20 protein-coding genes and 1 pseudogene are annotated in these 19,235 nt (G+C 67.0%); 5 read left to right on the plus strand and 16 right to left on the minus strand.

Features of this window, described 5'->3' with window-relative positions:
* Positions 1-127: 127 nt before the first annotated feature.
* The 4 genes from DBV10_RS20260 to DBV10_RS20275 all read right to left on the minus strand — a co-directional run bounded on the left by DBV10_RS20260 (position 128) and on the right by DBV10_RS20275 (position 3,025).
* Positions 128-994 (minus strand): alpha/beta fold hydrolase, encoded by an 867-nt coding sequence (locus DBV10_RS20260; protein ID WP_233590003.1) that lies wholly within the window; start codon positions 992-994, stop codon positions 128-130.
* Positions 995-1,259: 265 nt separating this feature from the next.
* Positions 1,260-1,679 (minus strand): DUF2141 domain-containing protein, encoded by a 420-nt coding sequence (locus DBV10_RS20265; protein ID WP_124515368.1) that lies wholly within the window; start codon positions 1,677-1,679, stop codon positions 1,260-1,262.
* Positions 1,680-1,725: 46 nt separating this feature from the next.
* Positions 1,726-2,124, minus strand: a complete 399-nt coding sequence (locus tag DBV10_RS20270; protein ID WP_124515369.1) for a hypothetical protein — start codon at positions 2,122-2,124, stop codon at positions 1,726-1,728.
* A 202-nt stretch (positions 2,125-2,326) separates the two neighbouring features.
* Entirely contained in the window at positions 2,327-3,025 is a 699-nt protein-coding gene (locus tag DBV10_RS20275) for a class I SAM-dependent methyltransferase (RefSeq protein WP_124515370.1), read from the minus strand.
* A 100-nt stretch (positions 3,026-3,125) separates the two neighbouring features.
* On the opposite strand from DBV10_RS20275, the gene DBV10_RS20280 reads away from it, so the two are divergent.
* Entirely contained in the window at positions 3,126-4,007 is an 882-nt protein-coding gene (locus DBV10_RS20280; protein ID WP_124515371.1) for a LysR family transcriptional regulator, read from the plus strand.
* 287 nt (positions 4,008-4,294) lie between these two features.
* On the opposite strand, the gene DBV10_RS20285 is transcribed toward DBV10_RS20280, so the two are convergent.
* A complete protein-coding gene (locus DBV10_RS20285; RefSeq protein WP_124515372.1) occupies positions 4,295-4,522 on the minus strand; it encodes a hypothetical protein in 228 nt (75 codons plus the stop codon).
* Between DBV10_RS20285 and DBV10_RS20290 the strand changes: the two genes are divergently transcribed.
* Positions 4,505-4,801, plus strand: coding sequence for a DUF4148 domain-containing protein (locus DBV10_RS20290; protein ID WP_124515373.1), 297 nt, complete (start codon positions 4,505-4,507; stop codon positions 4,799-4,801). The two genes, DBV10_RS20285 and DBV10_RS20290, sit on opposite strands and share 18 nt — an antisense overlap.
* 262 nt (positions 4,802-5,063) lie before the next feature.
* Here the strand turns inward: DBV10_RS20290 and DBV10_RS20295 are convergent, their stop codons facing one another.
* Positions 5,064-5,978 carry a LysR family transcriptional regulator gene (locus DBV10_RS20295; protein ID WP_124515374.1) on the minus strand — a complete coding sequence of 305 codons (915 nt, stop codon included), beginning with the start codon at positions 5,976-5,978 and terminating at the stop codon, positions 5,064-5,066.
* A 118-nt stretch (positions 5,979-6,096) separates the two neighbouring features.
* Between DBV10_RS20295 and DBV10_RS20300 the strand changes: the two genes are divergently transcribed.
* The 3 genes and pseudogenes from DBV10_RS20300 to DBV10_RS20310 all read left to right on the plus strand — a co-directional run bounded on the left by DBV10_RS20300 (position 6,097) and on the right by DBV10_RS20310 (position 7,548).
* Positions 6,097-6,963, plus strand: coding sequence for a pirin family protein (locus tag DBV10_RS20300; RefSeq protein ID WP_124515409.1), 867 nt, complete (start codon positions 6,097-6,099; stop codon positions 6,961-6,963).
* A gap of 70 nt (positions 6,964-7,033) precedes the next feature.
* Positions 7,034-7,231: pseudogene (locus DBV10_RS20305) on the plus strand (hydrolase); the annotation flags it as partial.
* Between the two features lie 74 nt (positions 7,232-7,305).
* Positions 7,306-7,548 carry a glutaredoxin domain-containing protein gene (locus DBV10_RS20310; protein WP_124515375.1) on the plus strand — a complete coding sequence of 81 codons (243 nt, stop codon included), beginning with the start codon at positions 7,306-7,308 and terminating at the stop codon, positions 7,546-7,548.
* A gap of 29 nt (positions 7,549-7,577) precedes the next feature.
* On the opposite strand, the gene DBV10_RS20315 is transcribed toward DBV10_RS20310, so the two are convergent.
* The 10 genes from DBV10_RS20315 to DBV10_RS20360 form a co-directional block, all read right to left on the minus strand.
* On the minus strand, positions 7,578-8,045 hold the full coding sequence (locus DBV10_RS20315) for a DM13 domain-containing protein (protein ID WP_124515376.1): 468 nt from the start codon (positions 8,043-8,045) through the stop codon (positions 7,578-7,580).
* 79 nt (positions 8,046-8,124) lie between these two features.
* Entirely contained in the window at positions 8,125-8,991 is an 867-nt protein-coding gene (locus DBV10_RS20320; protein ID WP_124515377.1) for an alpha/beta fold hydrolase, read from the minus strand.
* 43 nt (positions 8,992-9,034) lie between these two features.
* On the minus strand, positions 9,035-10,174 hold the full coding sequence (locus DBV10_RS20325) for an ABC transporter substrate-binding protein (RefSeq protein ID WP_233590004.1): 1,140 nt from the start codon (positions 10,172-10,174) through the stop codon (positions 9,035-9,037).
* A 127-nt stretch (positions 10,175-10,301) separates the two neighbouring features.
* Positions 10,302-12,446 carry a D-(-)-3-hydroxybutyrate oligomer hydrolase gene (locus DBV10_RS20330; protein WP_124515379.1) on the minus strand — a complete coding sequence of 715 codons (2,145 nt, stop codon included), beginning with the start codon at positions 12,444-12,446 and terminating at the stop codon, positions 10,302-10,304.
* Between the two features lie 99 nt (positions 12,447-12,545).
* Entirely contained in the window at positions 12,546-13,619 is a 1,074-nt protein-coding gene (locus DBV10_RS20335; RefSeq protein WP_124515380.1) for a branched-chain amino acid ABC transporter permease, read from the minus strand.
* A 16-nt stretch (positions 13,620-13,635) separates the two neighbouring features.
* On the minus strand, positions 13,636-14,622 hold the full coding sequence (locus DBV10_RS20340; RefSeq protein WP_124515381.1) for a branched-chain amino acid ABC transporter permease: 987 nt from the start codon (positions 14,620-14,622) through the stop codon (positions 13,636-13,638).
* 124 nt (positions 14,623-14,746) lie between these two features.
* A complete protein-coding gene (locus DBV10_RS20345; RefSeq protein ID WP_124515382.1) occupies positions 14,747-15,484 on the minus strand; it encodes an ABC transporter ATP-binding protein in 738 nt (245 codons plus the stop codon).
* The gene (locus DBV10_RS20350; protein WP_124515383.1) at positions 15,481-16,263 is read right to left on the minus strand and encodes an ABC transporter ATP-binding protein; all 783 of its coding nucleotides are present in this window, start codon (positions 16,261-16,263) and stop codon (positions 15,481-15,483) included. The genes DBV10_RS20345 and DBV10_RS20350 overlap by 4 nt, the downstream gene beginning before the upstream one ends.
* Before the next feature lie 82 nt (positions 16,264-16,345).
* A complete protein-coding gene (locus tag DBV10_RS20355) occupies positions 16,346-17,827 on the minus strand; it encodes a PHB depolymerase family esterase (RefSeq protein ID WP_124515384.1) in 1,482 nt (493 codons plus the stop codon).
* Between the two features lie 183 nt (positions 17,828-18,010).
* A complete protein-coding gene (locus DBV10_RS20360; protein ID WP_124515385.1) occupies positions 18,011-19,204 on the minus strand; it encodes a substrate-binding domain-containing protein in 1,194 nt (397 codons plus the stop codon).
* Positions 19,205-19,235: the final 31 nt, after the last annotated feature.

Below are 19,235 nucleotides of genomic sequence, written 5' to 3' on the forward strand. Positions count from 1 at the left end.
GCGAGCGGTTTAGTCCTCCAGCCTAGAACAGGCATCGACCAGATCGCCACGACGGCGTCGAGCATCGACTACTGCACCTCAACACGCGTGCGCATCGGTTCATTCTGGCCCGGGTATAGCAAATCAACTATCCACCGGACTGCGCAGCTTGTGTGCAAGCCCCCAGTCGCTCACCGACCGCAGGTGCACATCCAGGCTCCGCAGTGCTACCCCTCACCCGCCCCGGGGCGGGAGCGAGGCGCCCGCCGTCTCGCGCCGCAGCGCGGGACGCGCGCGCAGCCTGCACCGCATCCCGAATCGCCTGCACCACCACCTCGGGCTTCTCCAGGGGGATGCCGTGCCCGCTGTCCACCCACACCTGGGTGGAGCCTGGATAGAGGTGAGCGATCTCGGCCCGCTTGCGGTTCGCGTCGTCCGCCAGCGCAGAAGGCGATGCCCCTGCGGCGCGCAGTGCGCTCAGCACAAACACGGGCATTGCAGAGTCCACCGGCAGGCTTGCAACGAGTTGCCCGGTGGCATCCAGCGCCGCCAGTTCTTGTTTGGCCACGTCAGAGGTGCTCAAGCGGAAGGCCACTTTGAGCCAGGTGGGCCACAGGTCTGGGTTGCCCGCACCGCGCACCTGGTCGGGGTGGGTTGAGTCCACCAGCACCAGCGCAGCCACCTCGCTGGGGTATTGGCGTGCAAAGAGCTGCATGTACAAGCCGCCCAGCGAATGGCCCACCAGCACGTACGGCGGCGGCAGGTTGCGGGCCTTGAGCAGCGCCCGCAGTTCCTCCACCACATGGGCACCGTCGCGGGGGTCCGGCGATGCTTCGCTGTGGCCATAGCCCGCGCGGTTGTAGGCCAGCGCGGTGGTCTCCCGCACGGTGTCTGGCCAGACCTTGGACCACCAATCGAGGCGTGCCCCCAGCCCGTTCTCGAACACCACCACCGGTGCGCCCTGCCCTGCCAGGGCGTGTTCTACCTTGCGCCAGCCCGCTGTGTCGGTGACCACGCCCGGCACTGCCGCACAGCCCGCCAGACAGACGGACAACCACAAGCCCGCCAACCGCCATCTTTTCATTTCGCCTTGCCCATTCTGTTGAGTGAAGCCGCCCCGCTTGCGGGTGCAAGCCAGGGCCTTTGAAAACCTGCTGGGGCCACGCCATGGGGGCGCATCAGGCCGCCACAAACACGCCGTGCAGCCCCAGCGGCAGCGCATACGACAGCGTGGCCTGTGCCACGGGGCCGTCGGCCGCGGCCATCAGCAGCAGCAAACATCACGACGATGCATGGGCATGAACACGCCTCCAGGGGATCCAGCGCAGGCGGATGGTGATGCTGCTGTCGACAGCATCGAGCGGCACGGCGGCTGCATCGAAGCTGGGCGGCCCCATGCGCGCCCGGGCGTCGTTGGAGAACCCATACCGCTCCGTGGGCAGGCCCAGCAGGTTGGTGTCCAGCCTGGCATTGCCGTTCTCGTCGGCAAACGACTTGGTCACATAGCGCCCGACGGGCAAGCCACTGAACACCAGCTGCGCGGCACCGTCCCGCAGCTCGGCTTTTTGCGACGCCAACGCCAGGTAAAGCGTCGCTGGCACGGCGGGGCCGTCGAGCACCGTGACCCGAAGGTCTGCCGCGCTGGCCGCCAGGGGCAGCCCTGCCATCGCGAGGAAAAAAGCGGTGTGGGTCCATTGCATGCGAAATCTCCGCGAGGTGGGAGCCAAGAACGCGTTCAAAGAGGTCTCAGCACCGGCCGGCGGCCTTCAGCAAGGCATTGCACTCCGGGCCCGCGCCGCGGCTGCGCGTGCCGGGTGCTGCCACCGCACTGCTCCCGCTGTGCTTGCTGACCACCATGGCCGTGCAGATGGCATCGGAATGCGGCGTCTGCCCAAAGGTCATGGCCTTCTGGAAGCCCGTGGCGCCATACAGGTAGCAGCGGTAGGCCGTTCCATCCAGGGTGTTGACGGTGTAGTTGATGCGGCCACCGGTCTCCTCCTCGCGGTCGGTGATGGAGAACTGGCCGGCGGGCCGCCCGATCGCCTGCGCCGTGCGCTGCTCCAGGCCTTTTTGGTCCAGGGTGGATGCGCAGCCTGTGAGCAACGCCAGGGCGGCCGCGACGGCGGCGGTGGAGGGAAGGTGCATGGAAGGCTTCATGGGCTTTACGGGTTTCGTCAACGGATGCAGGACAGATGCCTGCGGGAAGGGTTGCCGCAGGGGCAGCAACCAGGGAAGGCGGTGCCTGGCAAAGCCAAGGCCCCAGGCGCGCGCAGCAGCCCACCCGGCCCGGTGGGCTGGGCCGTGGCTTGCTAGCGAGCTAGCGAGCTAGCGAGCGCCGCAGGAAAAATCAGCCCGGCTTGCGGGCCACGATGAAGGCCCGGATGTCCTTGCCCCGGGTGCCATGCCGCTCGACAGAGACGATCTCCAGCCCCTGCCGGGCGATGGCCGATTGCAGCTGCTGCGCGTCGAAACACAGCACCGGGGGCACCTTGCCGGTGGCCCGCATCAGGGGCAGCGCGACGCGGGAAATGAGCGGGTTCATTTCGGCGACGCAAGGCGTCTTGGAGATCAGCAGGCCGCCCGGCCGCAAGGCCTGCGCCAGCCGCTGGAGCGCCTGGTCTAGGTCTGCCACCAGGTGCAGCATGCTGAAGGCCAGCACCCTGTCGTACGCGCCCGGCCCGCCCACTGGCGCATCGGCATCGGCCACCGCAAAACGCAACTGCGGCAGGGGCTGGGCCGCCAGCCGCTCCCGGGCCATGGCGATCATGCCGGCCGAGACATCCGTCGCCAGCATGCGCCGCGTGAAAGGCGCCAGGCGCAAGGCGGTGCTGCCGGTGCCGCAGCCAACCTCCAGCACCTCGTGCCCGGACGACAGCAGCGCCTGCACGCGCTGCAGCGTGGCCTCGTAACCCGCCATGTCGGCAATCGGTTCGGCCGCATACCGAGGGGCGATGCGGTCCCAGAAGCGGGCCTTGCGGGCCAGGGATGCACTGGCCTCCGGGCATGGCAAGGCATCGGCGAGCGGAGCGGTGGTGGGCGTTGGCATGGGGCGAAGATCAATCGGGCGTTATGCAGTCCCTGGATGCTATCCATGCAAAACACCGTAGGGAATTGCGGCAAATTGCAGTGGATATATACATTTACGCATGAACAATCTCGACTGGAACCAGCTCAAGGCGTTTCTGGAAACCGCTGAAACCGGCTCGCTCTCGGCAGCGGCCCGCAAATTGGGCCTGACCCAGCCCACGCTCAGCCGCCAGGTGGCCGCCATCGAGCAGCGCATGGGCGTGACCCTGTTTGAGCGCGTGGGCAAGGCCATGGTGCTCACGCCCACCGGGCTGGACCTGCTGGAGCACGCCCGCGCCATGGGTGCGGCCGCCGATGCCCTGGGCCTGGCCGCCACGGGCCGCTCCGAGGCGGTGGGTGGCGTGGTCTCGGTCTCGGCCAGCGATGCGGTGGCGGCCTACCTCCTTCCCGCCATCGTGCAGCGGCTGCATGTGCAGGAGCCGGGAATTGCCGTCGAAGTCATCTCGTCCAACGCGCTGAGCGACCTGCTGCGGCGCGAGGCCGACATCGCCGTCCGCCACGTGCAGCCCGAGCAGCCCGACCTGATCGCGCGCCTAGTCCGCGAGGCCACCGCCCACTTCTATGCATCCGAAGGCTGGGTGCAGGCCCATGGCCACCCGCGCAGCGCACAGGACGCGATCCGGGCGGTGTTCGTGGGCTCCGACCGCTCGGGCCGGTACCTGGCCTACCTGCGCCAGCACGGTCTGCACCTGAGCGAAGACAACTTCAGCTGCTACGCCGACCACACCGTTGCCCACTGGGCCCTGGTGTGCCAGGGCATGGGCATCGGGGCCATGATGGATGAGATCGCGCGCAACACCCCAGGCATCGTCCGCGTGCTCGACGACCTGCCGCCGGTGCGCTTTCCCATTTGGTTGGTCTCGCACCGGGAGCTGCGCACCTCGCGGCGGATCCGGGTGGTGTTCGAGGCGCTGGCGCAGGGATTGAGGGTGGAGGACTGAAAGCAGTGCGCGTCAAGCCGGCTTCCCTCTGCGAATGAGCCACTGTCTGGCCTGCTGCCAAAGCAAGCCCATCGGAGAAGGCCTATTGGCACGCGCGGTTGCCACTGGGGGTGGCGTCCTGCGGCATCTTTTTGTCACGCCCGTTCGTCGCGCGAACCTCGGGCCTTGAGTGTCGCCTCGCACGTCGCGCAGCGGGTGGGCTTGTCGCTGGTCTTCGCCCCCTCGGACTACTCATCCATGCACCGAGACTATGTGCGCAACAGGGCTGGTTTATGCAACCAAACACCTCATGCCTGCGAGCAGCCATCGGCAATCAAACAGCCCATGATTGTGGCCGGAAAACCTTGACCACTGCAACCATCGGCGTAGAGTTCAGACCTTCGATGGGCCGAACCCGCAAGCCGACTCACCGTACCCGGTGTGAAGCAGTTTTCAGCATTTGCTTTTTGCTCTTTGTTCCGGTTTTTGAGGCGTTCTTCTTTCAAAGGAGTTTCATCATGAACACGACCGCCCATCCCCTCTTCATCGCCGCTGTGGCTGCTTTCGCGGCTTTCGGCGCCCACGCTGACGAAGCCGATGCTTCGCAATTTGCATCCAAATACGAAACCACCCGCACCCGCGCTGAAGTAGTCGTCGAAGCCGCCACCGTGGCCAAGACCAGCAGCCAGGAGCCCGCAGGCTCGCGTGTAATGACCTACCAATCCACGGCTGACCGCGCGGCGGTGCGTGCCCAGGCAGCCGAAGCCGCGCGCATGGGCCAGACCTCGGCAGGCGAGATCGGCCACGCCATGTAATTAACGCAGATGCGGGCCTTCTCATGGCCGCGGCATTTGCGGGTGCCACAGCCGTGGAGAGTGTTTCCCCGGCGCTGCAAGGCAAGCAAAAAGGGCTCCTCCATGGGAGCCCTTTTTGCTGGCGTCTGCAGAGAGGTCGCCAGCACTTCCCTTGAGCCGGGTCTGTGACTTCAGGGGCATAAAGCTGCGCGACCAACTCTGCCTCTGCGAGGTCACACAGCACACTGCGCACCTAGCGCGCCAGCCCCGGGACCCGGCAGATTCAATCCTCGTTGAGCTGCGCGAAACGCTCGACCAGGTAGTCGATCAGTTGCCGCACGGCGGGAAGCTGCCCGCGCCGTGAGGCGAACACGGCGTGGATGATCTCCCGCCGGGGCGCCCAGCCGGGCAGCACGGGCACCAGCTCGCCCCGCTCGAACTCGCCGGCCACCATCATGCGGGGCAGTTGCACCACACCGACACCGGCCACGGCCGCAGCGCGCAGGGCCAGCATGGCCCGGGTGACATAGCGGGGCTGGTGCCGCACCTGCGCCCGCGCGCCGTCGGGCCCCTCCAGCACCCACGAATGCTCGTCCTGCGGCTGCCCCAGGTCCATGCTGGGCAGCGCGGCCAGGTCTGCCGGGCCGGCGGGCACCGTGCCGCAGCGCGCCAGCAGCGACGGGCTGGCCACCAGGCACTGGCCCCGGTCCGACAGCACGCGCATGATCAGGTCGCTGTCCTGCAGCGGCGGCGGACGCACCCGGATGGCGAGGTCCAGGCCTTCGGCCACCACATCCACCCTGCGGTTGGTCTCCTCCAGGTGCAGCTCTACCAGGGGATGCGCGGCCATAAAGTCCGCCAGCATCTCACCCACGCGCGTGGCCAGCAGCGCCACGGGGCAGGCCATGCGCACCACGCCGCGCGGCTCGGCGTGGGCCTCTGTGATGAAGTCTTCTGCCGCCTGCGCCTGCACCAGCATGGCGCGGCAATGGGTGTAGTAGCCCTTGCCAGCCTCGGTGACGGCAAAACTGCGCGTGGAGCGCAGGATCAGCCGCGTACCCAGGCGCTCTTCCAGCAGCGCAATCCGCCGGCTCAGCTTGGATTTGGGAACCCCCAGCGCGCGCCCCGCCGGCGCAAAGCCGCCGTGCTCGACCACCAGGGCGAAGTAATGCAGGTCGTTGAGGTCAGGAGGGTTCATCGTTCTACCAATGGAACTCTGAGCGCAATTATTGCCGACTACCGCGCCCAGTGTCCCATCCATACCATTGGAGCCATGTTTCCGAACCCCTCGGAACCCTTCCAAGGAGCAGCACATGTTGAAGAAGATTCTGGGCATCTACAGCGCCCCCCGCCCCCACTGGGTGGGGGATGGTTTCCCTGTGCGGTCACTGTTCAGCTACGGCAGCCATGGCACGTCCATGAGCCCCTTCCTACTGCTGGACCATGCCGGCCCGGCCCAGTTCACGCCGGCGGAGCAGCCGCGCGGGGTGGGCGCACATCCGCACCGGGGTTTCGAGACCGTCACCATCGTCTATGAGGGCGAGGTGGAACACCGCGACTCGACCGGCGCCGGTGGCCGCATCGGCCCCGGTGATGTGCAGTGGATGACCGCCGCCTCCGGCATCCTGCACGAAGAGTTCCACTCCGCCGACTTCACACGCCAGGGCGGCACGCTGGAGATGGTGCAGCTGTGGGTCAACCTGCCGGCCCGCGACAAGATGTCCGCGCCGGGCTACCAGACCTTGCTGGACGCCCAGATCCCCAGCGCCGCGCTGCCACGGGGCGCGGGCCGCGTGCGGGTGATCGCTGGCGAGTTCGAAGGCCACCAGGGGCCGGCGCGCACCCACACGCCGATCAATGTCTGGGACCTGCGCCTGGTGCACGGCAGCACCACCCGGCTGAGCCTGCCGGCGGGCCACACCACCGCCCTGGTGGTGCTGCACGGCACGGTGCGCATCAATGGCAGCGAGCTGCTGCACCCGTCCCAGATGGCCCATCTGGAGCGCGAGCACAGCGGGCTGGAGATCGAGGCCCACAGCGACGCCACCGTGCTGCTGCTGGGCGGCGAGCCCATTGACGAACCCATCGTCGGCCAGGGCCCCTTTGTGATGAACAGCCAGGCAGAGATCGGCCAGGCCATCGCGGATTTCCACAGCGGCCGTTTTGGCCGCATCGCGGCCTGATCAGGCCACCCCCTCCCCCGCCGCCTGCGGCGGGGTTTTCTTCACCCTTTTCCCTCTTCAAGGAGCCCCCATGCCAGTCCCCAGCCACACCCTCGCCAACTTCCAGGGCGCACGCCCCGTGATCGACCCCGATGACGCCGTCATGCTGCTCATCGACCACCAAAGCGGCCTGTTCCAGACCGTCAACGACATGCCCATGCCCAAGCTGCGCGCCCACGCTGCGACGCTGTCCACCATGGCGAGCCTGGCCCGCATGCCGGTCAGCACGCAATGCACATCGCGCGCATCAGGCCGGGGTGCCGCAGCGCTTGGGCCGCGCCCGGCACCCCGTAAACTTGCCCCATGACCCTCCAAATCACCGTTTACTCCAAATCCGCCTGCCCCCAATGCGATTCGGCCAAGAAGCTGCTGCAGTCGCGCTCGCTGCCCTTTGAGGAAATCAAGATCGACGACGAGGCCGAGCGCCTGGCGTTCTATGCCAAATGCGGGCCCTCGGTGCGGCAGATGCCGCAGGTCTTCATCAACAACCAGCGCGTGGGCGGGCTGGCGGGGCTGCAGGCAGCACTGGCGCAGATCGGCCAGTAACCCCAGGCCCCAGCGCTTTTGCGCCCCGCCTACCGGTACTGCGCGGCCGTGATGAACTGGCCAAAGGTTTCGCACCACACGACGACGGTGTTGAACCCTGCGGGGTCCACGCCCGGCGGCACCGGGACGATGAAGTTGTCGAAGGTTTTGACATCGCCCACGCGCAGCATCTGCGGCTTGAGGCGCTTGAAATCGGCCCCGGTCTCCACCCACACAGGCGACAGGTAGAGCTTGTAGTCCGGCCCTGGGGCGAGCCTGCCAGCCAGGCTGATGGACTGGGGGCCGATGGACACGGCGCCCTCGCCCCAGTGCAGCGCGTCGCTGCCCTTCAGATCACGGCGGAAGGTGGCCGTCCACTGCGCGGCGGACGCGCGGGACGCAATGTCTTGCGGCGTGGGCGCCTCGGGCGCGATCAGGATGGGCAGCGCATAGATGCCCGCAGCAAACCCGATGGCCAGCGCCAGCAGGTGCGAGGCCAAAAACAGAAGGGGTTTCATTGCAAAGGGTCCGGGTGTGTGGACCCAATGTACCGCGCGGTGCCAGCGCCTTCAATGCGCCGCGCCCCACACCCCATGATCAGGAAGCGCGGGCCAGGAAGCCGTCCACCAGCGCGTAATGTTCGGGCACGTTGAGTGCGGGCGCATGCCCGCAGCCGGGCACCTCCACCACCTGCGCCAGCCCACGCGCACCGGGGCCCCGCGTCAGCATCTCGGCCGTGGTGTCGCGCAGCACCAGGTCGGACTCTGCCCCGCGCAGGCACAGCACGGGGATGTCGAGCGCGTCGTAGTGGTCCCAGATCAGGTAGTCGTTGGCGTGGTGCGTGAACTGCTGCACCATGGCCGGGTCGTAGTGCGGCGTCACGCGGCCGTCGGGCAGGCGGCGCGTGCTGCTTTCGGTCAGCAGCCGCCACTGCGCGTCGCTGAGCCAGCCATAGGGCTGGTACACCTGCCGGAAGAAGGCCTCCAGCTCGGCCACGGTGTCGAATGCGGGCGGGTGGCCTGCGTAGGCCTTGATGCGCTCCAGCGCAGCATCGGCCAGGCGGGGGGCATTGTCGTTGAGCAGCAGGCTTTGGATGCGGCCCTTGAGCTGCGGCTCGAACAGGCCCGACGCGCACACCGTGCCAATCGCCCCGCCCATCGACGTGCCCACCCAGTGCGCCTTCTCGATGCCCAACTGATCGAACAGGCCGGCCGCGATGCGGGCGTAGAACGACAGGCGGTATTCGTCCAGCGGCGCGCGGGCCCACTGGCTCAGGCCCCGGCCCAGGGTGTCGGGGCAGATCACGCGATAGCGCGATGCCAGGTGGGCGGCCAGCGGGTCCATGTCGCGCCCCGTGCGCGCCAGGCCGTGCCAGGCAATCACCACCGGGGCATCGGGTGCGCCCCATTCCATGTAATGGATTTCATAGCCAGCACAGGTGGCATAGCGCGAGGTGGGGGACATGATGGCGGCCTTGTGGAACAGAGAAAAAGAAAAGGATCGCGGCTCACTTCATGAGGCGGCCATTGCTGCCAATGACGGTGACCTCGACATAGCGTGAGCCGATGCGGTTGGTGGGCGAGTAGCCCAGGGTGATGCCGCCGAGGTCGTAGCTCTGCAGCGATTCGAGCGCCTTGACGACCTTGGCGCGCGTGGGCGCGGGGCCGGCGCGGCGCAGGGCCTCGACCAGCACCTTGGCGCCCAAAAACTGCTCGAAGCTGGTGTAGTTGACCTCGGCCTCGGGGGCGTACTTCTTGAGCAGCGTCTGGTATTCGCGCACCACGGGCAGCTGGGGCCGGTAGGGATAGGGCACCACCTGGCTGATGCCCAGGCCGTGCACGTTTTTCAGGCCCGCGAGCTTGACCAGCTCGGTCGGGTCCACCACCGAGATGTTGTAGAGCTGCGCGCCGCCACCCTGCTCGCGGTAGCGCTGGATGAAGGCCGCTGCGGGCTTGTTCACCGCAATCATGATGACCGCGTGCACATCGACCGCCTTGATCGCCTTGACGGCCTCGTCGACCTTGTCGGTGTTGCGCTCGTAACCCGCAGCCACCACCACCTTGAGGTTGCGCTTGGCGAGGGCCGCTTCGACGCCCGCCAGGCCCGCCTTGCCAAAGCCGTCGTCCTGGTACATCACGGCCACGCGGTTCATGCCCAGCGTGGTGAGCTGCTGCACCATGTGTTCGGCCTCGTCGCCATAGCCCGCGCGCACATGGAAGATCCAGGGGTTGAACGGGTTGCGCAGCGATTCGCCCCCCGTGTAGGGCGCCACCAGCGCGGCGCCGCCCTGCTCCAGCACGCCATCGGCCAGCAGCTGGGTGATGTTGGCCGTGCCCGCAAAGCCGTACAGCGCCAGCACCTCGGGTTTGGCCAGCATCTCGCGGGTCAGCCGCACGGTGTCGGCCACCTTGTAGGCATCGTCGGCCACCGCCTGGCGGATGCTGGCGCCATGCACACCGCCCTGGGCATTGACCCAGTCAAAGTAGATCTTGCCGCCCAGCACCATCTGCGCGCCGGTGCTGGCCAGCACACCGGTGAGCGGCGCCACCTGCCCCACCACAATGTCGGCCGCCTGCAGCGACGTTGGGGCCGTGGCCCCACCCCACGCCACCGCCAGCGCTGCCGCCATGCGGCGGCTCCATGTCATGACCTTGTCCATGTCGGTTCATCCCCTTGTCGTGTGGTTCGCGGCCCCACGGGCGGCGCAGGGCACAAGGCCCATGCGCGCGCCCGACGGGGCTCTGTGGCGGCGTGCCGTGCGAAGCTCCTTCGGGTCAGTCGGGGATGGCGATGGCGCCCGCCGTGATGGCGATGGCGTTGGCCGCGGCCGGCGTGGTGGCCAGCGGGGGCACGTTGGCCGCCGTGATGGCCGGCGCGCTGCCCGGTGTGCCGCCGCGTGGCACGGTGCGCACGACCTGGCTGCCCGGCAAGGCCTTGCCGTTGGCCAGGTGGTCGTACACGGCATCGAGTGCCTGGTTCAGGTACACGTGCAGCGGCACATAGCGGCTGTCGTAGCCCGGCAGCACCGTGGGCAGGCCGATGAAGCCGTCGAAGTGCTGGGCGTTGGCCACTTCCATGTAGCTGAGCTTGCTGGCGGCGCCTTCCACCTTCTTGTTCAGCGCGGCGTAGGGACGCGAGGTGTGGCTCACGGGCAGCAGCGCGTCGGCGCGGCCGTGCACGATGATGGCCGGCTTGCCGCGCAGGTTGCCATTGCGGCGGGTTTCGTCCACGCCGGCCTGCAGCTTCTTGGCCGCTGCATCGGTGCCGGTGACGAGGTTGCGCAGGCACAGGGCGCCGGTCAGGTTCCAGTCGGCCACGCCGGCGTCCGAGAACGACAAGAAGTCGCGCGCGGGCCCGAACTTGCCCAGGTTGTTCACCAGGTTGATGCCGCCCGAGGGAGGCACGCCGTTGCCGGTGGCAAACATGCCGGCCAGCGCGGCGGGTGCCAGCGGCGTCACGGCGCCTGCGGCGGTGGTGGCTGCATAACTGAAACCGCACAGGTGGTCTTGCACGCTGGCGCGCGAAAGCCCGTTGGCAAAGGTCACGGCCACGGCGGGGGACACTTCAAAAGCCGCCATCGAGGCATGCAGGTCGCTGGACTCGGGCTCCCAGCCATAGGCGCGCAGCTTGTCCAGGGCCTCTTCGGCCTGCGCGGCCGTGGTGCTGGCCGACAGCAGGCCCGCCGTCTTGAGCGCCGCGCAGCGGTTGGGCGCAATGGGCAAGGCCGCGCTGGCAAACCCGGCCGCAAACGCGGCCGCAAAGGGACTGGTGCTGACCGAAGGCGCCAGCGATGCGCAGGCCTGGTAGAGGTTGGCGTAGGTGGTGAAGTCCACCAGCGTCTTGCCCGTGACGGCCACGTCGGTGCTGCCACGGCGCACCGTGACGCCGGGGCTGGCGGGCATCTCGATGGCGGGCTCGGACACGGCCACGCCGCTGATCAGGCCCTGGGTGTCCAGCTCGGCGGCCGCAATGGCCGCGCCGCCACCGTTGGAGATGCTGGATGCAATGACGATGGTGTTGGCCGGGGTCAGCGTCTTCAGGCGCTGGCCATCGGCCGTGGTGGCGCCATAGCGCTGGTTGAGCACGTAGTAGCCGAACTCCACGGCCTGCAGCGTGGTGCTGCCCCAGTCCTTCTCGGAGTTCTGGCCCGAATGCGCGTGCTTGAAGGCAAAGCGGTTGGGCGTGGCGGTGTTGAAGGCCACCAGCTCCGTGGCCGTGAGGCCCGCATTGAACGCCGCGCTCTTGCCTGCGGCCGCAGCCGTGGTGCGCGTGCCGTCGATCAGCGGCACGGTGTCGTTCATCAGGTCGTGCGGCGCGCCGCCCGTGCCCTTGTCCGAGTACGCCACGGCGCAGCCACGCTTGAGGCCCCATTCGCCCGTGGAGATGCCGCCATACACACCGCGCGAGCCCGAGGCCGTGGCGGTGATCATGCAGGGCTTCTTGGGGTCGAAGCTGGCCGGCACCTGCACCATGAGCGTGACATTCTTGCGGCCCGTGCCGTCATCGGCAAAGGCGATGTATTCGGTGCCCGCCACCTTGCCTTCGCCCGCAGTGACCTTGCCCTGGGCGTCCACATTGGGGCCATACAGCAGGCCGTAGCCCCCCTCCTTCGTCATGTCGAGCATGGCGCGGTAATTGGTGTGGATGGCCGTGCGGCGCAGTTCCGCCGCCGTGGGCTTGAGCGGATCGGCATAGGCGGGCGGCGCGGCGGCGGCCATGCCGGTGGCGCCCAGGCCTGCGGTCAGCAGGTCGTTGCTGCTGCCGTCATAGGTGGTCTCGCTGATCGTGCCCAGATAGCCGGGCTTGGTGTTGGGGGCGGCGTTGTCACCGTTGCCGCCGCCACAGGCGGCCAGCACGGCGGCGGCCAGGGCCGCGGGAACCAAAGGACGAAAACGCGGGTTCTTCATGCTCATCTTCATGTGCTTGTCTCCAGGAGTTTTTCTTTGCGTCTTGTTGCACAGCTAACCAACCAACCTGCACCCCGGGCCGCACCGGTTGCCCCGCGCGGCCCGGGCTGCTTACCCCGCCTTGCGCGCAGCTGCCGCGCGCAGGCGCCCCACCACACCGGTGGGGAAGTAGTAAACGGACAGAACGAACAGCACGCCCAGCCACAGCAGCCAGCGGTCGGGCGACAGCAGGGCAGACAGCCAGGGCAGGCCCGCCGTGGCCTCGTTGCCCAGGCGCAGCAGATCCTGCAGGTAGCTTTGCGCCACCAGAAAGAGCACGGCACCGATGGCCGAGCCGTAGACCGTGCCCATGCCGCCGATCACCACGATGAGCAGGCAGTCCATCATGATTTCGAAGCTCAGGGACGTATCCGGCCCGTTGTAGCGCAGCCAGAGCGCGAGCATCGCGCCCGCCAGGGTGGCGAACAGCGCCGACAGCACGCTCGATGTGGTGCGGTACACCACCACGCGGTAGCCAATGGCCTCGGCACGGAACTCGTTCTCGCGGATGGCCTGCAGCACGCGGCCAAACGGCGAGTTCACGATGCGCAGCAGTGCCAGCACCAGCGCCACGGCCGTGACGAACAGCAGGTAGTAGCAGATCAGGCGCCCGTCGATGGTGACGCCCAGGAAGGGGTCATCGAACGGCTCGAAGCTGGGCGACAGGAACTCGGGCACCTTGAAGGTCAGGCCGTCTTCGCCGCCCGTGATGTCGGACAGCTGCGAGGCCAGCGTCTGGAACGCGGCCGCCACGGCCAGCGTGATCATGGCGAAGAAGATGGCCCGCACCCGCAACGAGAACAGGCCCACCGCCAGCGACAGCAGCAGCGACAACAACAGCGCACCACCAATGCCCACGCCCAGCGCCGTCCAGGTGGGCCCCAGGCGCGTGGTGGCCACGGCAATGCCGTAGGCCCCGATGCCAAAGAACATGGTGTGCGCAAAGCTCACGATGCCGGTGTAGCCCAAGAGCAGGTCGAAGCTGGCGACCAGCACCACAAAGATCAGCACCTTGGCCGCCACCGACAGCGCCTTGACGCCCGGGAACAGGAAGGGTGCAAACGCCAGCCCAAGGAGGATGGCCACGAGGATCACCGCCAGCACCTTGCTGCGCGGATAGTCGCCGGAGAGAAGTCGGTTCAGCATGTCTTTGGGCTCCTCTTCAACGGTTCGCGACCGGGTAGACGCCCTGGGGACGCCACAGCAGGATGGCCACCATCAACGCGATGTTGGAGAACAGCGCCACCTTGGGCACCAGGAAGCCGGTGTAGTTGGCCATCAGGCCCACCAGCAGCGCGCCGATGAGCGCACCGCCCGTGCTGCCCAGGCCGCCGATGATGATCACGATGAAGATCAGCACGTTGACCTGCGCGCCCATCTGGGGCACCACGTTCTGCTGGTACAGGCCCCACATCACGCCGCCCAGGCCCGCCAGGGCCGAGCCCACCACGAACACGCCGATGAACAGGCGGCGGATGCGGTAGCCCAGGCTTTCGACCATCTCGCGGTCCTGCACGCCGGCGCGGATGAGCAGGCCCACCTTGGTGCGCGACAGCGTCCAGGCCAGCACGCCGAACACCAGCAGGCCCACGGCCACCGCCACCAGGCGGTACTTTTCGATGGCGGCATCGCCCACCAGCAGCGAGCCCCGCATGCCCTCGGGCAGCGGCAGCGGAATCTGCTGCGGGCCCCAGATGACCTTGATGAGTTCTTCACCAATGATCATGCCGCCCATGGTGATGAGGATCTGCTTGAGATGCTGGCCGTACACCGGCCGCACGATGAAGCGCTCGAACGCCAGGCCCACGGCGCCCGCCACGGCCATGGCCACCAGCATGGCCGGCAGCACGGCCAGCATGTTGCGCCAAAGCTGGTCGGAACCGGTCCAGTCACCCATGGCACCCAGCACACTGGTGGCCACAAAGGCCCCCAGCGCGATGAACACGCCGTGGCCGAAGTTCAGCACGTCCATGAGCCCGAACACCAGCGTGAGGCCCGAGGCAATGATGAACACGATCATGCCCATGGCAAGGCCCGCCACGGTGAGCGTGAGCCAGGTGCTGGGCGAGCCGATGAAGGGCAGCACCAGCAGCGCGAGCGCAGGCACCAGCGCCAGGGGTTTCCAGTCGAAGTCGCGGGCCATGCTCATGCCAGGCCTCCTTGCCGGGAGATGGAGGGATATGAGAGATGCGCAATCACTACATTTTTGATAGCTGATAGCGCTTGCCAGATATGCGCTACCGGCTCAAAAGGCTTGAAGAAGCAGATACAACTCATAGTGCCAACCCCAGCAGCGAGCGCTGCAGCTCCTCGTTCTCGGCCAGTTCGGCCATGCTGCCCGCATGCACCACCTGGCCGTTGTCCATCACGGCCACGGTGTCCCCGAGCCGCTTGGCGAAATTGATGTTCTGCTCGACGAGCAGGATGGTCACGCCGCTCTTCTTGAGCTGGTCGAACGCCTCGATCATGTTGTTGATGATGGCGGGCGCCAGGCCCTTGCTGGGCTCGTCCACGATGAGCAGGTCGCGTGGCTCGACGATGGCGCGGCTCACGGCCACCATCTGCTTTTGGCCGCCGCTGAGCTTGCCGGCCGGGTGGTTCCAGAACTTCTCCACGGCCGGGAAGAGCTTGAAGATCCACTGCAGCCGCGCCTCGTCCATCTGCGCCGCATTGCTGGCCTTGCGGGCGGCCAGCAGCATGTTCTCCTTCACCGTGAGGTCGGCAAAGATGCCCATGTTCTCGGGCACGTAGGCGATGTTCATGCCCGCGATCTGCGGGGTGTTCATCGCGGTGATGTCGCGGCCAGCGAAGTGGATGGAGCCCTGCGACGCATGCCACAGGCCCATGATGGTGCGCAGCGTGGTCGTCTTGCCCGCGCCGTTGCGGCCCAGCAGCATGGTGAGCTGGCCCTTGGGCACGGCCAGATCCACGCCGTGCAGGATGTGGTACGCGCCGATGTGCGTGTGCACGCCCTTGAGTTCGAGCAGGTGGGGGGTCGCCGTCGTGCTCATGCGGCCTCCTTCTCTGCGTCCTTGGAGACGCCCAGGTAGGCCTCTTGCACCACGGGCGATGCGATCACCTCGGCCGGCGGGCCATCGGCCACCAGCGTGCCGTTGGTCAGCACGATGATGCGGTCGGCCAGCTCGCGCACCACGTCCATCTTGTGCTCCACCAGCAGGATGATCTTGGTCTTGTCTTTCTTCAGCTCGCGGATCAGGTTCAGGATCACGGGCGCCTCGTCGTGGCTCATGCCGGCCGTGGGCTCGTCGAACATGTAGACCTGCGGCTCCAGCGCCATGAGCAGCGCCACTTCGAGCTTGCGCTGGTCGCCGTGGGGCAGGCTGGCCACCGGGGTGTCGGCGCGGTCGGTCATGGCCACGGCCTGCAGGATCACGCGGGCGCGCTGGGTGAGCGCGGTGTGGTCGCTCCAGATGCTCCACAGGTTCAAGCCCCCGCGGTGCTTGCCCTCTTGCGTGGCCTGCACGGCCAGGCGCACGTTCTCCAGCACGCTGAGGTTGGGGAACAGGTTGGTGAGCTGGAACGCCCGGCCCAGGCCCGCATGCGTGCGCGCCGAGACAGACTGGCCCGTGAGGTCCTGCCCGCCCAGCGTGACGCTGCCACTGGTGGCCTTGAGTTGCCCGGAGATCAGGTTGAAGTAGGTGGTCTTGCCCGCGCCGTTGGGGCCCACGATGGCGGTCAGCGTGCCGGGCTCGAAAGAGCAGGTCACGCCATTGACCGCCACGTGGCCGCCGAAGCGGATGGTCAAGTCCTTGGTGGCCAAGGTGCTCATGGGTGGTGGTTCACTTTCACGGTCTTAGTCAATCAATGGAAACGGTGGGGCGCCCTGCCTTGCGGCAGCGCGCCCCGGCACTTCAGGGGCAGGTGCCGATCACGTAGTAGTTGGTGCTGGTCTGCTTCAAGGTGGTGGTCACAAACACGTTCCACAGCCCCATGTTCTGGTTGGAACCGTTGGCGTAGGTGTAGCCGCCCTGCTGATAAGCGCGGCCAGCCTGCACATGCGCATAGTTGGTGGCCGTGGTGCAGGTGGCCGTGCCGCCCGATGCCGCCAGCGTGGTGCCCGATGCGGCCGTGGACGTGGCGCCCTCGGCCCCGTTGGCATCGGCGGCGCGCACCGTCCAGCTGTAGGTGGTGGACGCGGCCAGGCCAGTGTCGGTGTAGCTGGTGGCCGTCACGGGCAGCGCGTTGACCTTGTTGGCGTTGCGGTAGACGTTGTAGCTGGCCGCGCCAGTGACTGCGGCCCAGCCGATGGCCATGCTGCTGGCCGTGGCACCCGAGGTGCTCACGCCCGTGGGGGCCGGCAGGGCGACGGGGTCAGGAGGCGTGGTGCCGCCGGTGCCGCTGGAGAGGCGGTCCACCATGGCCTTGATGGCGGCCATCTGCGGGCCGGACTTCTTGGAATAGTTGGCGCTGTCATAACCCCACCAGTCCCAGCAGCTGTTGGTGGCGGCGGTGCTGGTTTGCGGGTACAGCATCACGATGTTGTTGCTGTCGGCCCAACGGTTGTAGCCCGTGTTGCGCACGTACTGCTGCTGGACATCGGTAATGTTCTGCTTGCAGCCATGCAACACCACATGCAGTTTGCAGGTGGCACTGCCGCCGGCCTGGCAGGCCTGCGGCACATAGGCCCAGCCCGTGGTGGCCATGCCATGGTTGGTGATGAACTCGCTCTGGTTGAACTCGATGTAATTGCCGGTGGGCAAGGTCGCGTTGTTGCGAGCATTCAACGTGCCGTACAGGTGCTGCAGCATGGCGCCGGCCAGGTCGAAGTTGCAGTTGCTGATGTAGGGCGCGCCCTTGGTGGAGCAGGCGTTGCCGTAGTCGTCCGTCACCATGGCGTGCTCGGCCGCGATGTCTTTCTTGTAGACCACATTGGCGGCGGGCACAAAGCTGTTGTAGTAGGTGCGCAGGGCGTCCATCCCACCCGTTTTGACCACGCTGTCGAGCGTGCCCGAGAACAGGTAGACCCTGGAGTTCTGCAGGTTGGCCACGGGGTCGATGCTGCCCTGGCTGGCCCAGGTGTTGGTGGTGCTGACCAGCGTGCTGGTGGGGATGCCTGCGGGGCTGGCCATGCAGCGCCCCGTGGCGTTGGTCACCGAACCTTCGGCGCAATAGAACGGGCCGCCCGCGACCACGCCAGCGCCCTTGGCAAACGTGGCCGAATACGCCACGTGCAATTGCACGGCCATGAAGCCGCCCGAGGACAGGCCGGACACGGTGGTCTGTGTCTTGTCGATCTTGAGTGCGGGCAGGTTGACGGCGGCAAGGGCGCCGCCCGTGCCACACAGTGCCATCGCAGCCCCTGCTGCAGCCGCCCGGATGAAATTGAAAGCCATGTTGTCTTGTCTCCAAATATTTTTGAGAAAAACCGACCCAGCCCCCGTGTAATCCGGGGGTTCATGCATCAATTCACTGGAAAAAGAGGGGCGGCCGCCCCTGCGGGATGAACCCCGAAGGAGCAGGACGGTGGTCCTGTCCGACGGGCCTCGCTAACTCGCTATCGGAATCGAAAGACCGGCTTATCGCTTGTTGCGAATCGGCACGTTCATTTCTTCAGGCTTGATCTCGCGCACCAGCTCGGGCACGCCCCAGGCAAACGCCGGGTCCACCTTGATCTTGAAGTGGTACATGCTCTGCATGGCCTGGTGGTCTTCCTTGCGGAAGGTCATCTTGCCCTTGGGCGTGTCAAAACTCATGCCTTCCATGGTCTTGATGAGCTTGTTGGTGTTGGTGTCGCCGCCCGTGGCCTTGAGCGCCGTGACCAGCGCCATGGCCGAGCTGAAACCACCGGCAGTGAAGAAGTCCGGCGGGGTCTTGAACTCCTTGTAGTGCGCGGCCACCAGGGCTTCGTTCACGGGGTTCTTGGGGATGCCGAAGTAGTAGTACGTCGCGCCTTCCATGCCGGGGAAGTTCTTGTAGCTGGCCATGGCCGGCAGGATGTTGCCGCCCGTGGCGATCTCGATGCCGTAGCGCTTGAGGTCCAGGTCAGCGATCTTGAACGGGTTGCCCGCGCCGGCCCAGATGATGAAGATGACCTTGCGGCCGGGCACATCCTTGAGCTTGTCGATCAGGCGCTGGGCACCGGCGGTGAAGTCGGTGGTGGTGGTGGGCAGGTATTCCTCGTGCACCAGCTTGGCGTTCTTGAGCGCGTCCTTGAAGGCCTTCACGCCGTCGCGGCCGAAGGCATAGTCCTGCGCCAGCGTGGCCACCGTCACGCCGGCCTTGTCAATGGCCACGGCGTTGGAGATCGCGTCCTGGCTGCTGTTGCGGCCGGTGCGGAAGATGTACTTGTTCCACTTGTCGCCGGTGATGGCGTCGGCCACGGCGGGCTCGACCAGCAGGATCTTCTTGTATTCCTCGGCCACGGGCAGCAGGGCCAGCGCCACGCCGCTGGACGTGGGGCCCACGGCGATGTCGGCCTTGTCATCCGAGTAAGCCGAGGCCAGCAGGCTCTTGCCCAGGTCGGGCTTGCCCTGGTCGTCCTTCTCGATCACGACGAGCTTCTTGCCATTGACGGTCATGCTGCCACCGGTGGCGTAGTTCAGACCCATCAGCAGGCCCGTTTGGGTCTGCTTGCCGTAGGCCTCCAGCGGGCCGGTCTTGCTGTAGACGTGCGCAATGCGGATCTCGCCGGTCTGGGCGAATGCGGGGGCGGAAAGCGTGGCGGCGGTAACGGCAGCGGTGGCGAGGGTGACCAGAGTGCGACGGTGCATGGCGATGTCTCCTGTTGTGATGCCTGAACAT

Origin of the sequence: Acidovorax sp. FJL06 (genome assembly GCF_003852545.1) — a bacterium.
In the GTDB taxonomy this organism is placed as follows: domain Bacteria; phylum Pseudomonadota; class Gammaproteobacteria; order Burkholderiales; family Burkholderiaceae_C; genus Acidovorax.